This window comes from Streptomyces sp. NPDC007917 (assembly GCF_042959105.1).
Taxonomy (GTDB): Bacteria; Actinomycetota; Actinomycetes; order Streptomycetales; family Streptomycetaceae; genus Streptomyces.
In genome coordinates this window covers 24,253-37,899 of sequence record NZ_JBIBKK010000020.1, presented here as the reverse complement: position 1 = coordinate 37,899, position 13,647 = coordinate 24,253, and the positions used below count along the sequence as shown (strand labels likewise).

Here is a 13,647-nt window from a genome sequence, read left to right as displayed (position 1 = left end):
CGCCCCCGGAAGGGCGAGCATGCGCGGGCGTTCCCTTCTTGTAGAACCTGTTCTATCTTGACGGGCCGTCAGACCAAGCCATGGCGCGGGAGGACGGACAGTGGACTTCACCTTCACCGAGGAGCAGCAGGCGGCCGCCGAGGCGGCGAAGGCGGTCTTCGCCTCCGCTTCACCGGACGGGGTGCCCAGCCCCGCGCTCACCCCCGGCGCCGTCGCCGACGACCTCGACCGCCGCCTCTGGGGCAAGGCAGCCGACGCCGATCTGCTCGGACTCCTGCTTGACCCGCGGTACGGCGGCGCCGGTCTCGACCCCATCGCCCTGTGCCTGGTGCTGCGCGAGGCGGGCCGGGTCCTGGCCCGGGTGCCGCTGCTGGAGTCCACCGCGGCCGCGCTCGCCGTCCAGCGGTACGGCGGGGAGGAGCTGCGCTCCGCCGTGCTGCCCGGCGCCTGCCGAGGCGAGCTCGTGCTGACCGTCGCGCCCCACGGCCGCACCGGCCACGACGCGGCCGAACTCGCCGTACGGGCATACCAAGACAGGGGCGCCGGTGGCGCGGACGGCGACGGCGGCGCCTGGGTTCTCGACGGCGCTCAGACCGCCGTGCCCTGGGTCCACAGCGCCGACCGCGTTCTCATCCCCGCCCACACCGAAGCGGGCCGGACGCTTCTCGCGCTGGTCCCCCGCGACCTCACCGGCGTCACGCTCAAGCCGCAGATCTCCACCAGCGGCGAGCGGCTCGCCGAGATCCACCTGGACTCCGCACGGGTGGAGGGCTCCGAGGTGCTGACGGCGGACGGCGCCTGGGAGTGGCTGCGCCACCTCCTCACCACCGGCACCTGCGCACTCGCACTGGGCCTGGGCGAAGCGGTGCTCGCCCTGACCAGCTCCTACACGGGCAAGCGCGAGCAGTTCGGCTTCCCGCTCGCCACCTTCCAGGCGGTCGCCGTGCAGGCCGCCGACCGCTATATCGATCTGCGCGCGATGGAGGCCACACTCTGGCAGGCCGCCTGGCGGCTGGCCACGGACCGCGAGGGCGCACCGGCCGCGCCCGGGGCGCTGCCCGTCGCGGGGGATGTCGCCGTCGCCAAGATCTGGGCCGCCGAAGGGGTGCGCCGCGTCGTCCAGACCGCACAGCATCTGCACGGCGGCTTCGGCGCGGCGACCGACTACCCGCTGCACCGCTACCACGCCTGGGCCAAACAGCTGGAGCTGTCCCTCGGCCCCGCGGCCGCCCATGAGGAGGCGCTGGGCGACCTGCTCGCCGCCCATCCGCTCGGCTAGCGCACGGCAGGGCCCCGTCCGGGCAGCCCGACCAGAGACAAGCGCCCGGCTAGAGCACAAAGGCCCCATCGGCCGCGGCGGCCTGCCCGCTCACCAGCGGGCGGCCCGCCGCCTGCCAGGCGAGCATGCCGCCGTCCACATTCACCGCGTCCAGCCCCTGGGCGATCAGATACTGCGTCACCTGAGCCGACCGACCGCCGACCCGGCACACCACATGTACCCGTCCGCCGTCGCCCAGCGCCTCGGTCAGCTCACCGAACCGGGCCACGATCTGCCCCATGGGGATGTGCAGGGCGCCCTCGGCGTGCCCTGCGGCCCACTCGTCGTCCTCCCGCACGTCCAGCAGGAACCCATCGGCCGGCACCGCCGCGGCCTCCACCTCGGGAAGCGGGGCAAAACCCATCACACACACCTCTCACACGACCTGACAGCTGAGGGAAAACCTACTACCGCACCAGCTCCGCCAGCTGGTTCTCCTTCTCGGCGACCTTGGCCAGCAGCTGCTCGGCGATCTCGTCCAGCAGCCCGTCGGGGTCCTCCGGCGCCATCTTGATCATCGCGCCGATCGCGCTGGACTCCAGCTCGGCGGCGACCTGGGCCAGCATCTCCTTCCGCTCGGCCAGCCACTCCAGCCGGGCGTACAGCTCCTCGCTCCGGCTCCACCTGCGCTCCGGCGGCGGCGGACCGGCCGCCCACTCCTCGGCCAGCGCCCGCAGCCGCTCCTCGTCCCCGGCCGCGTACGCCGCGTTGACCCGCACGATGAACTCGCCGCGCCGCTCCCGCTCGGCCTCCTCCTCCGCCAGGTCCGGATGCGCCTTGCGGGCGAGCTCCCGGTAGATGCGGCGCGACTCCTCGCTCGGCCGCACCCGCGGCGGCGGCTGCACCGGCTGCTCGGTGAGCATGGCCGCTCCCTCGGGCGACAGACCGTCGGAGTCGATCCAGCCGTGGAACAGCTCCTCCACCTTCGGCATCGGCAGCACCAGCCCCCGCGCCTCCCGCGCCTTGCGGATGTCCTCGGGGTCACCGGTGCGCGCCGCCACAGCCTCCGCGATCAGCGCGTCCAGCTCGTCGAGGCGCGAGTACATCGGCCCGAGCCGCTGGTGGTGCAGCCGGGAGAAATTCTCCACCTCGATGCGGAAGGTCTCCACCGCGATCTCGAACTCGATCAGCGCCTGCTCCGCCGCCCGCACGGCCCGCTCAAGCCGCGCGGTGGCCTCCGCCTGCGCCTGCGCATCCGGCCCCACATGCGCATCCGCCCCCGCCTGCGCATCCGCCCCCGCGGGCACGCCCGCCCCCGCATCCGCGGATGTGCCCGCGTCCGCGTCCGACGGCACACCCGCCACCGCCTCCGGCGACCCCTCTGATCGCCCGTCGGGCCGGGTGTGTGATCGCTCCTGCGATTCAGCTTGGGGCTCTGCCTCCGGCACCGGCTGCCGGGCCTGCTGCTGCGCTTCCGGGTTCGTCACCCGCTCAGCCTACGTCCGGCGGCGGCCCGGCCGCGGAGGTGTCACACCCCCAACTCGGCCGCTATCCGCCCGCTCCGCACGGCGGCGAGAAGCCGCGCATGGTCCTCCTCCGTGCGGTCCGCGTACGCCACCGCGAACTCGGCCACCGCCTCGTCCAGCTCCTCCCCCTTTCCGCAGTACCCCGACAGCAGCCGCGGGTCCACGCTGTGCGCATGGGCCCGCGCCAGCAGCGCGCCCGTCATCCGCCCGTAGTCGTCCATCTGGTCGGCCGCCAGCGCCGCCGGGTCCACGCTTCCCTTCCGGTTGCGGAACTGCCGCACCTGACAGGGCCGCCCCTGGACCGTAGCCCAGCCCAGCAGAATGTCGCTGACCACCTGCATCCGCTTCTGGCCGAGCACCACCCGCCGCCCCTCGTGGGCACTGGCGGGCACCTCGAAACCGGCCTGCCGCACATAGGGCAGCAGCGCGGACGGCCGGGCCTCCTTGATCTGCAGCACCAGCGGCTCGCCCCGGTGGTCGAGCAGCAGCACCACATACGACCGCGTCCCCACGCTTCCGGTGCCCACCACCCGGAACGCCACGTCGTGCACCGCGTAACGGGCCAGCAGCGGCAGCCGGTCCTCCGGCAGCGTGACCAGGTATTCACCCAGCGCCGACGCCACGGCCGCCGCCTCGGCGTCCGGCACCCGCCGCAGCACGGGCGGCGCGTCCACGAAGCGCCGCGCCACCGGTCGCCCGGACGGACTGCCCTCGTCCGGCACGGCCTCCGTCGACCGGGCCGCGAACCGCGCGCTCGTGTTCCGCCGGGCCTTCTCCGAGACCCGCTGCAGCGTGCCGGCCAGGTCCTTGGCGTCCGCGTGCGAGACCAGCTCCTCGTCCGCGATCGCGTTCCACGCGTCGGCGGCGGGCAGTTTCGACAGCAGCCGCAGCGTGCGCCGGTAGGAGCCCACCGTGTCACGGGCCGCCGCCCGGCAGGTGTCCTCGTCCGCGCCCACCTCCCGCCCGGCCAGCACCAGTGAGGCGGCGAGCCGCTTCACGTCCCACTCCCATGGGCCGTGGATGGTCTCGTCGAAGTCATTGAGGTCGATGACCAGGCCGCCGCGCGCGTCCCCGTACAACCCGAAATTGGCTCCGTGGGCGTCCCCGCAGATCTGCGCGCCGACGCCGGTCACCGGCGTGGCCGCCAGATCATGGGCCATCAGCCCGGCCGCTCCGCGCAGAAAGGAGAAGGGGGAGGCGGCCATCCGCCCCACCCGGATCGGTGTGAGCTCCGGCAGCCGCCCGGCGTTGGACCGCTCGACCGCCTCCACCGCGTCCGGCCGCCCCGCGCCCCGCGGCAGCTCGCGGTGGGCCGAGCGGGGCACCCGCTCCCGCAGGGCCTTCCCCTCCTGCCGGGCCGCGCCGCTCCCCGGCCACCGGGCGAACCCCGGGACATGCGGCAGCCGCCGCACCGTCTCCTCGCCGCTCCCGCCGTCCGTCATCACGCGCCCCCCGTCCATCACGCGCCCCCCATTTCCCTGCCGGCACAAGCACCGGCCATATCGCGGACATCGCACACGCCGAAGCCGACCGGGCCCGGACGAAGGCCACCGGAGACTTCGACTGCCATGACCGTACAGCCCGCCGCGAAAACCCGTCACGGCCTGTGGATAACCTCGCCGACCGCCGCGAATGCCCTGCTCAGAAGGTGAGGGCCGGCTACGGGCACTCCCCGTCCTCGGCCATGTACCGCTCCGCCCACCGAGCCAGCTCGCTCAGGGCGGGCTCCAGCGCCCTGCCGCTCTCCGTCAGCCGGTAGGTGACCCGCAGCGGCGGCCCCGGCTCGACCTCCCGCAGCGCCAGCCCCGCCGCCACCAGCTCCGTGAGCCGGTCGGTCAGCATGCGCTCGCTGATCTTCGGGATGGCCCTCCGCAGTTCGGCGAAGTACGCGGGCCGCTCGATCAGAACGGTCACGATGAGCCCGGTCCACCGCTTGCCGAGCAGCTCGAAGACGCGGGTCATCGTCTCGCCGACCCTCATACAGGCCTTTTCGTCGTGCTCCACGCGCCCGCCGCCTCCCGCCATGAACCACAGCGTACTGCCACCCCGGGCACCACTGCGGAAAAGTAAGCTCCTGTGCTATTCATAGCTACGTAGAAATACTTCGCGCTCGCTGTCCCGGCCGGCTCCCGAGCCGGCCCGAGACGGAGCCCCGTCATCGGAAGGTCCTCATGCCCACGCTTCTGCACATCGACAGCTCCCTCTTCCCGGTCGACGCCTCCACCTCACGCGCCGTCACCGCCACCTTCCGCAAGGAGTGGGAAGCCCAGAACCCCGATGGCACGGTCATCTACCGCGACCTGGCCGCCGAACCCCTGCCCCACCTGGACGGCCTCGCCGCCGCCGCGGGCTTCACACCCGCCGAGCAGCGCACGCCGGAGCTCGAGGCCGCCTTCGCCCTGCGGGACACCCTGGCCTCCGAGCTGGAGCGGGCCGACGCGGTCGTGCTCGGTGCCCCGATGTACAACTTCACGATCCCCTCCTCCCTCAAGGCCTGGCTGGACCACGTGATCATCGCGGGCCGTACGTCGATGGCCCAGCCGTCCACCGTGGCGGGCACCCCGACGGTCGTCGTCGCCAGCCGTGGCGGCGGCTACGGCCCCGGAACCCCGCGCGAGAGCTTCGAGTTCGTCCTCAACTACCTGGACAAGGCGCTGACCGACATGCTCTCCCTCGATGTCGAGTTCATCGTGCCGGAGCTGACCCTGGCCCGCACCAACCCGGCCATGGCCGACCTGATCGAACTCTCCGACGCCTCCAAGGCCAAGGCCCACGAGGAAGCGGCCTCCAAGGCCAAGGCCCTCACCGCCCGCCTCGCCGCCTGACCCGTACCAGGGCCTCCCCCGTACCCTGGCGCCACCACGCACCGCGAGGACCACGCCGACGCGCCACGGGGGAGGCCCACCCATGAACACCCCGCCCACCGGTACGGACCCCGCTCAGCTGCGGCGCCGGCTCGGCGTCGGTGACGCGGTGACGATCGGCCTCGGCGCGATGATCGGCGCGGGCATCTTCGCCGCGTTCGCCCCCGCCGCCCGCGCCGCCGGCTCCGGCCTCCTGCTGAGCCTCGGGCTCGCCGCCCTGGTCGCCTACTGCAACGCCACCTCCTCCGCCCGGCTGGCCGCCCGCTATCCCGCCTCCGGCGGCACCTACGTCTACGGCCGGATACGCCTCGGCCCCTTCTGGGGCTATCTCGCCGGCTGGTCCTTCATCGTCGGCAAAACCGCCTCCTGCGCCGCCATGGCGCTGACCGTCGGCTCCTATGTCTGGCCCGGCCACGAGCACGAGGCCGCCGCGGCCGCCGTCGTCGCGCTCACAGCGCTGGGCTGCGCCGGAGTACAGAAGGCCGCCTGGCTCACCCGGGCGATCGTCGTAGCCGTCCTCGCGGTGCTGGCCGCCGTCGTCGCCGCCTGCGCCACGAGCGGTCAGGCGCACGCCGCCCGGCTGGAGTTGGGCACCGGCACCACAGCGGGCGGCGTCCTCCAGGCCGCCGGGCTGCTCTTCTTCGCCTTCGCCGGCTACGCCCGCATCGCCACCCTCGGCGAAGAGGTCCGCGACCCCGCCCGCACCATCCCCCGGGCCGTCCCGCTCGCCCTGGGCATCACCCTCGTCGTCTACGCGGCCGTCGCGGCCGCCGCCCTCGCGGTCCTGGGCCCCGACGGCCTGGCCCGGACCACCGCTCCGCTCGCCGACGCCGTACGGGAGGCGGGCCATCCGCAACTCGTCCCCGTGGTCCGCGCCGGAGCCGCCGTCGCCGCGCTCGGCTCGCTGCTCGCCCTGCTCCTCGGTGTCTCGCGCACCACCCTGGCCATGGCCCGGGACCGGCATCTGCCGCACGCCCTGGCCGCGGTGCACCCACGGGCGCAGGTGCCGCACCGGGCCGAGGCCGCCGTGGGCGTGGTCGTCGCGGTGCTCGCCGCCACGACCGACCTCAGGGGCGCGATCGGCTTCTCGTCCTTCGGCGTGCTCGTGTACTACGCCATCGCCAACGCCGCCGCCTGGACCCTGCGCCCCGACGAAGGCCGGCCCCGCCGGGCCGTGCCCGTCGTCGGCCTCACCGGCTGTCTGCTGCTCGCCTTCGCCCTCCCCCTGACCTCCGTGCTCCTGGGCGCGGCCGTCCTGGCGGCCGGCACGGGGGTGTACGCGCTGCGCCACAGGACCGGTTCATCGAAGCAGCCGTGACCTGCGGCACAACCGCGGAGACAGGCCAAAACCACGCACTGGGACCCACCCGCCCGAAACAGCGAACGCCTCAAACGCGAAACGGGCCTCTCTCGCGCGACTTTCGTCACACAAGAGAGGCCCGCTCCGACTGGTGCGCGAGGGGGGAGTTGAACCCCCACGCCCTTTCGGGCACTGGAACCTGAATCCAGCGCGTCTGCCTATTCCGCCACCCGCGCATGGGTGCTGCCGACCGAATCACCGCCGACTCTCCGAACCGATCGCTCCGGTTTGGTCGGTCTGTGCGGTGCGCCTTCCGACATCCAGAACATTAGCACGCCGTCCAGGGTGGATTCACACGCGTTCCCGACGCCCCCGCACCCGCCCGACCGGATAGCGACCCGGTTGCGGGACACTGTCATGAAGGCACCTCTACGATCCCTGTGAGAGGTGACACTGCTCCGCAGGGCCAGGAAGGGGAACCACCCGATTTCCCGACGCGTGGATACGATCAGTAAGCACTATGAGGACGACACTGAGCACGACTGAGGAAGGAGGTGCCCCGTGGGAGTACTGAAGCGCTTCGAGCAGCGTCTCGAGGGTCTCGTGAACGGCACCTTCGCCAAGGTGTTCAAGTCAGAGGTCCAGCCCGTCGAGATCGCCGGCGCACTCCAGCGTGAGTGCGACAACAACGCCAGCATCTGGAACCGCGACCGGACCGTCGTCCCCAACGACTTCATCGTCGAACTGAGCGCGCCCGACTACGAGCGGCTCAGCCCGTACTCGGGCCAGCTCGGCGACGAGCTCGCCGGCATGGTGCGCGACTACGCCAAGCAGCAGCGTTACACGTTCATGGGCGGCATCAAGGTCCATCTGCAGAAGGCCGAGGACCTCGACACCGGCCTGTACCGTGTGCGCAGCCGCACCCTGGCGTCCAGCGAGTCCCAGACCCCGCAGGGGGCCCGCGGCTCCGCCGCACCCCAGCAGCGCCCCGGCGGCTACGGCTACCCCCCGCAGCCCGCGGGCGCGCCCCCCATGCCCTCCGCGCCGCCGCCCGGAGCCCGCTCCGCGCCCCGCGCGGGCGGCCCCGCCGTCGGTGCGCAGCCGTACGGACAGACCCGCCGGTGGATCGAGATCAACGGCACCCGCCACCAGATCTCCCGGCCCACCCTGGTCCTGGGCCGGAGCACCGACGCCGACGTACGGATCGACGACCCGGGCGTCTCGCGCCGACACTGCGAGATCCGGGTCGGATCGCCCTCGACCATCCAGGATCTGGGCTCGACCAACGGCATCGTGGTAGACGGACAGCACACCACACGCGCTACGCTCCGCGACGGCTCGCGCATCGTCGTGGGCAGCACCACCATCGTTTACCGGCAAGCCGAAGGGTGAAGCGGGGGCAATGTCAGAGCTGACCCTCACGGTCATGCGGTTGGGTTTCCTCGCCGTACTGTGGCTGTTCGTCATCGTGGCCGTCCAGGTCATCCGTAGCGACCTGTTCGGGACCCGCGTGACCCAGCGCGGTTCGGCGCGGCGCGGCGCCCCCGACCGGCCCCAGCAGCGGCAGGCGACGCCTCCGCCCCAGCGCCAGCAGCCGGCCGGCCGGGGCGGCGCCCGCGGCCGCCGCGGCGCCCCCACCAAGCTGGTCGTCTCCGAGGGCACGCTCGCGGGCACCACCGTCGCCCTCCAGGGGCAGACCATCACCCTCGGCCGGGCCCATGACTCGACCATCGTGCTGGATGACGACTACGCCTCCAGCCGGCATGCCAGGATCTACCCGGACCGCGACGGCCAGTGGATCGTCGAGGACCTCGGGTCCACCAACGGCACGTATCTCGACCGGACCCGACTCACCACACCGACACCGATTCCGCTGGGCGCGCCGATCCGCATCGGCAAGACCGTCATCGAGCTGCGGAAGTAGTACGACCATGACGACCGGAGGGTGGGCAGCGTGGTTGGCAAGGGGCTGTACCCGGAGCCGACGGGCGAGGTGCGCATGAGTCTGTCACTGCGTTTCGCCGCCGGATCGCACAAAGGCATGATCCGGGAGGGCAACGAGGACTCCGGCTACGCCGGCCCCCGGCTGCTCGCCATTGCCGACGGCATGGGCGGCCAGGCCGCCGGTGAGGTCGCCAGTTCGGAAGTGATCTCCACCCTCGTCCAGCTCGACGACGACATCCCGGGCTCGGACATCCTGACCTCCCTGGGCAGCGCCGTGCAGCGCGCCAATGAGCAACTGCGCATCATGGTCGAGGAGGACCCCCAGCTGGAGGGCATGGGCACCACGCTCACCGCCCTGCTGTGGACCGGCCAGCGGCTCGGCCTCGTCCACGTCGGCGACTCGCGCGCGTATCTGCTGCGCGACGGCGTGCTCACCCAGATCACCCAGGACCACACCTGGGTGCAGCGCCTCGTCGACGAGGGCCGGATCACCGAGGAGGAGGCGGGCACCCACCCGCAGCGCTCCCTGCTGATGCGCGCCCTGGGCAGCGGCGACCACGTCGAGCCCGACCTGTCCATCCGCGAGGTCCGGGCCGGGGACCGCTATCTGATCTGCTCCGACGGCCTGTCCGGCGTGGTCAGCCACCAGACCCTCGAGGACACCCTCGCCAGCTACCACGGCCCGCACGAGACCATTCAGGAGCTCATCCAGCTCGCGCTGCGCGGCGGCGGCCCCGACAACATCACCTGCATCGTCGCCGACGTCCTCGACGTCGACGGCAGCGACACCCTCGCCGGGCAGCTCAACGACACTCCGGTCATCGTGGGCGCGGTCGCCGAGAACCAGACCCCCCTCGGGGACGGCGGCGCCGCACACACCCCCGCCGGCCGCGCCGCCGAGCTCGGGCGCAACCGGGGCATGGCGCAGGGAGAGGCCCAAGGGGGCTTCGGCCCGCCCGGAAGCGGCGACCCGTCGCTCGGCGGCCCGCCCGAGGGCAGCTACGGGGCGTACGCCGACGGCGACTTCGCCAAAAAGGGCGGCCGCAAGAAGTGGATCAAGCGGTCGCTGTACATCGCCCTGGGTCTCGCGGTGGTCGGCGGCGGCCTCTACGGCGGCTACCGCTGGACGCAGACCCAGTACTACGTGGGCGCCAACGGCGACCATGTGGCCATCTACCAGGGCATCAGCCAGGACCTCGCCTGGATCAAGCTCAACAAGGTCCATGAGGACCACCGCGAGATCGAACTCAAGTACCTCCCGGTGGACCAGCGCAGCCGGGTCGAGGACACCATCGCGGTCAGCAGCCTCGGCCAGGCCAAGGACAAGACCAAGGACCTGGCCACCCTCGCCAGCGCCTGCAAGAAGTCCGACGCGCAGCGCCAGGCCGAGGAGAAGCAGCAGGACCTGACCAACGGCAAGAACAAGGACAAGGCCGGCGGCTCCTCCGGCGACAAGGCCCGGACCGACAACGAGCTCACGACGCGCGCGGGCGAGGCCACGACGCCGCCGGCGCCGGGTGGTCAGCAACAGCAGCCGAACACGAACGACAAGGACACGAAGTCGCCCTCGTCCACGCCGTCGTCGAAGCCCTCGTCCAGCTCCACGCCCAAGCCCGGCCCCACCCTCTCCGAGGAAGAGCAGAAGTTGGTCCCGCAGTGCAGCAGCACCCAGCAGTGAAGCCGTAGGGGGCCGTTGATCCATGAGCAGTACCAGCAATACGACCACCATCAGCACGATCGGCCCGCCGAGCAGACGCAACACCGAGCTCGCGCTGCTGGTCTTCGCGGTGATCGTCCCGGTCTTCGCGTACGCCAACGCGGGCCTGGCCCTCAGCGACGAGCTGCCCTCGGGCATGCTGAGCTACGGCCTGGGCCTCGGGCTGCTCGCCGGGGTGGGCCACTTGGTGGTGCGTAAGTTCGCCCCCTACGCCGATCCGCTGCTGCTGCCGATCGCGACCCTCCTCAACGGCCTCGGCCTGGTGATCATCTGGCGTCTCGACCAGTCCCGGCGGCTGGCCCAGCTCGCCAAGAACGCCGACCGGGTCTACTCGGCCGCGGCCCCCAACCAGCTGATCTACTCGGCGATGGCCGTGGCGCTGTTCGTGGGTGTGCTGATCTTCCTCAAGGACCACCGGATCCTCCAGCGCTACACCTACATCTCCATGGTCGGCGCGCTGATCCTGCTGATCCTCCCGGTCTTCTTCCCGCCCGTCTTCGGCGCCCGGATCTGGGTCCGGGTCGGCAGTTTCTCCATCCAGCCCGCCGAGTTCGCGAAGATCATCATCGCGGTGTTCTTCTCCGGCTACCTGATGGTCAAGCGGGACGCCCTGGCCCTGGCCAGCCGCCGATTCATGGGCCTGTACCTGCCGCGCGGCCGCGACCTGGGCCCGATCCTCGTCGTCTGGGCGATGAGTATCTTGATCCTGGTCTTCGAAACCGACCTGGGCACCTCGCTGCTGTTCTTCGGCATGTTCGTCGTCATGCTGTACGTGGCCACCGAGCGCACCAGCTGGATCGTCTTCGGTCTGCTGATGTCGGCGGCCGGCGCGGTCGGCGTGGCCTCCTTCGAACCGCACGTCAAGATCCGTGTGATGGCGTGGCTCCATCCCTTCGCCGTCTACCAGGACCCGCGCCCCAGCTGGGCCACCACCGACCAGATCGCCCAGGCGCTGATGTCCTTCGGCTCCGGCGGCGTCTTCGGCACCGGCCTCGGCCAGGGCGCCTCCGACCTCATCGGCTTCGCCGCCAACTCCGACTTCATCCTCGCCACCGTGGGCGAGGAGCTGGGTCTGGCCGGCACCATGGCGATCCTCCTGCTGTACGGCCTGATCGTGGAGCGCGGCGTACGCACCGCCCTCGCCGCCCGCGACCCGTTCGGCAAGCTGCTGGCCATCGGCATGTCCGCGGCCTTCGCCATCCAGGTCTTCGTCGTCGCCGGCGGTGTGATGGGCCTGATCCCGCTGACCGGTATGACCATGCCGTTCGTCGCCTACGGCGGATCGTCCGTCCTCGCCAACTGGGCGCTCATCGCGATCCTGATCAGGATCAGCGACACCGCCCGCCGCCCGGCGCCGGCCCCCGCCCCCTCCACCGACGCCGAGATGACCCAGGTGGTCCGACCGTGAACAAGCCCCTGCGCCGAATCGCGATCTTCTGCGGCCTTCTCGTCTTCGCCCTGCTGCTGCGGGACAACTGGATCCAGTACGTCCAGGCCGACTCACTCAAGAACCACAAGCACAACCACCGTGTCGACATCGCCCGCTACAGCCAGCCGCGCGGCAACATCATCGTCGAGGGCGGCGACGCCATCACGGGCTCCGTCGAGACCAACGGCATCGACTACAAGTACAAGCGCACCTACAAGAACGGCGAGATGTGGGCGCCGGTCACCGGCTACGCCTCGCAGGTCTACGGCACCAACCTGCTCGAGGGCGTCGAGGACTCCATCCTCACCGGCGACGACGACCGCCTCTTCTTCAACCGGACCATCGACATGATCACCGGCAAGGAGAAGAAGGGTGGTGACGTCATCACCACCCTGAACCCCAAGGCGCAGGAAGCCGCGTTCAAGGGCCTGGGCGACAAGAAGGGCGCCGTCGCCGCGATCGACCCGCGCACCGGCAAGATCCTCGCGCTCGCCAGTACCCCCAGCTACGACCCCTCCACCATCGCCGGGGCGAGCAAGAAGGACGAGGCCGCCTGGAAGGCGCTCGACAAGAAGCAGAACCCGGACGACCCGATGCTCAACCGGGCGCTGCGTCAGACCTACCCGCCGGGCTCCACCTTCAAGGTCGTCACCGCGGCCGCGGCGCTGGAGGACGGTTTGGTCAAGGACGTCGACGACCCCACCGACTCGCCGCTGCCGTGGATCATGCCGGGCACCACCAAGCCTCTACCGAACGAGGGAAGCATCCCCTGCCGGAACGCCAGCCTCCGCGTCGCCCTGCGCTACTCCTGCAACACCGTCTTCGGCAAGATCGGTGCTGACCTCAAAGAGGACAAGATGCGCGAGCAGGCCGAGAAGTTCGGCTTCAACGAAGAGGTGTTCACCCCCGTCCGCGCCGACAAGAGCGTCTACCCCCAGGACATGGAGCCGTCGTCCAACGCCATGTCCGCCATCGGCCAGTTCGACACCCGCGCCACCCCGCTGCAGATGGCCATGGTCGCCGCCGCGGTCGCCAATGACGGCAAGCTGATGAAGCCGTACATGGTCGACCAGCTCCGCGCCCCGAGCCTGGACGTCATCGAGCAGACCTCGCCCGAGGAGATGAGCGAGCCGCTGTCCGAGGACAACGCCCGCAAGCTCCAGGACATCATGGAGACGGTGGTCCAGGTCGGCACCGGAACCGCCGCCAAAATCCCGGGCGTCACGGTCGGCGGCAAGACCGGTACCGCCCAGCACGGCGTCGCCAACAGCAAGAACCCCTACGCGTGGTTCATCTCCTACGCCAAGGCCAAGGACGGCTCCTCGCCGGTCGCGGTCGCGGTCGTCGTCGAGGGTTCCGACACCGTCCGCGACGACATCGCCGGCGGCAAGCTCGCCGCGCCGATCGCCAAGGACGTGATGAAGGCGGTGCTCGCCGGCGAGAAGTGACCCCGGTCACGTCCTGGTGCCGATACCGCACGTCGCCGTACCGGTCACGTATCAAGTAGCGACCGAGGCCGGGTCCGGCACGGCGTCCCGGGTACGGTATGCCCGAGCAGCACACCGCCGGGCCCCCACGGGTGCGGCCGGGAATGACGGAAGAGGGCTGG

The 13,647-nt window shown here is 71.4% G+C and carries 12 protein-coding genes and 1 tRNA gene; 8 read left to right on the top strand and 5 right to left on the bottom strand.

Features of this window, described 5'->3' with window-relative positions; translation table 11 throughout:
* Nucleotides 1–100: 100 nt before the first annotated feature.
* Nucleotides 101–1,279 (top strand): acyl-CoA dehydrogenase family protein, encoded by a 1,179-nt coding sequence (locus tag ACFZDL_RS32030; RefSeq protein WP_353594801.1) that lies wholly within the window; start codon nt 101–103, stop codon nt 1,277–1,279.
* Between the two features lie 49 nt (nt 1,280–1,328).
* On the opposite strand, the gene ACFZDL_RS32025 is transcribed toward ACFZDL_RS32030, so the two are convergent.
* The 4 genes from ACFZDL_RS32025 to ACFZDL_RS32010 all read right to left on the bottom strand — a co-directional run bounded on the left by ACFZDL_RS32025 (nt 1,329) and on the right by ACFZDL_RS32010 (nt 4,809).
* Nucleotides 1,329–1,682, bottom strand: coding sequence for a rhodanese-like domain-containing protein (locus ACFZDL_RS32025; RefSeq protein WP_353594802.1), 354 nt, complete (start codon nt 1,680–1,682; stop codon nt 1,329–1,331).
* Nucleotides 1,683–1,725: 43 nt separating this feature from the next.
* Nucleotides 1,726–2,745 (bottom strand): hypothetical protein, encoded by a 1,020-nt coding sequence (locus tag ACFZDL_RS32020; protein ID WP_391193148.1) that lies wholly within the window; start codon nt 2,743–2,745, stop codon nt 1,726–1,728.
* 41 nt (nt 2,746–2,786) lie between these two features.
* Nucleotides 2,787–4,244: a DUF2252 domain-containing protein gene (locus tag ACFZDL_RS32015; RefSeq protein ID WP_353594804.1), complete on the bottom strand. Its 1,458-nt coding sequence runs from the start codon at nt 4,242–4,244 to the stop codon at nt 2,787–2,789.
* 199 nt (nt 4,245–4,443) lie between these two features.
* Nucleotides 4,444–4,809 carry a helix-turn-helix domain-containing protein gene (locus ACFZDL_RS32010; RefSeq protein ID WP_353594805.1) on the bottom strand — a complete coding sequence of 122 codons (366 nt, stop codon included), beginning with the start codon at nt 4,807–4,809 and terminating at the stop codon, nt 4,444–4,446.
* A gap of 146 nt (nt 4,810–4,955) precedes the next feature.
* Here ACFZDL_RS32010 and ACFZDL_RS32005 point away from each other — a divergent pair, with 146 nt between their 5' ends.
* Both ACFZDL_RS32005 and ACFZDL_RS32000 read left to right on the top strand, forming a co-directional pair.
* Nucleotides 4,956–5,609 (top strand): NAD(P)H-dependent oxidoreductase, encoded by a 654-nt coding sequence (locus tag ACFZDL_RS32005; protein ID WP_353594806.1) that lies wholly within the window; start codon nt 4,956–4,958, stop codon nt 5,607–5,609.
* An 82-nt stretch (nt 5,610–5,691) separates the two neighbouring features.
* Nucleotides 5,692–6,966, top strand: coding sequence for an APC family permease (locus ACFZDL_RS32000; protein ID WP_353594807.1), 1,275 nt, complete (start codon nt 5,692–5,694; stop codon nt 6,964–6,966).
* Nucleotides 6,967–7,097: 131 nt separating this feature from the next.
* On the opposite strand, the gene ACFZDL_RS31995 is transcribed toward ACFZDL_RS32000, so the two are convergent.
* A tRNA-Leu gene (locus ACFZDL_RS31995) sits at nt 7,098–7,184 on the bottom strand.
* A gap of 325 nt (nt 7,185–7,509) precedes the next feature.
* Between ACFZDL_RS31995 and ACFZDL_RS31990 the strand changes: the two genes are divergently transcribed.
* The 5 genes from ACFZDL_RS31990 (at nt 7,510) to ACFZDL_RS31970 (ending at nt 13,486) form a co-directional block, all read left to right on the top strand.
* Nucleotides 7,510–8,340 (top strand): DUF3662 and FHA domain-containing protein, encoded by an 831-nt coding sequence (locus tag ACFZDL_RS31990; RefSeq protein WP_353594808.1) that lies wholly within the window; start codon nt 7,510–7,512, stop codon nt 8,338–8,340.
* Nucleotides 8,341–8,350: 10 nt separating this feature from the next.
* Nucleotides 8,351–8,872, top strand: a complete 522-nt coding sequence (locus ACFZDL_RS31985) for an FHA domain-containing protein (protein ID WP_353594809.1) — start codon at nt 8,351–8,353, stop codon at nt 8,870–8,872.
* 75 nt (nt 8,873–8,947) lie between these two features.
* Entirely contained in the window at nt 8,948–10,570 is a 1,623-nt protein-coding gene (locus tag ACFZDL_RS31980) for a PP2C family serine/threonine-protein phosphatase (protein WP_353594811.1), read from the top strand.
* A 22-nt stretch (nt 10,571–10,592) separates the two neighbouring features.
* Nucleotides 10,593–12,017: an FtsW/RodA/SpoVE family cell cycle protein gene (locus ACFZDL_RS31975; RefSeq protein ID WP_353594812.1), complete on the top strand. Its 1,425-nt coding sequence runs from the start codon at nt 10,593–10,595 to the stop codon at nt 12,015–12,017.
* Nucleotides 12,014–13,486, top strand: a complete 1,473-nt coding sequence (locus ACFZDL_RS31970) for a penicillin-binding transpeptidase domain-containing protein (protein WP_353594814.1) — start codon at nt 12,014–12,016, stop codon at nt 13,484–13,486. Before ACFZDL_RS31975 ends, ACFZDL_RS31970 begins: the two co-directional genes overlap by 4 nt.
* Nucleotides 13,487–13,647 lie beyond the last annotated feature (161 nt).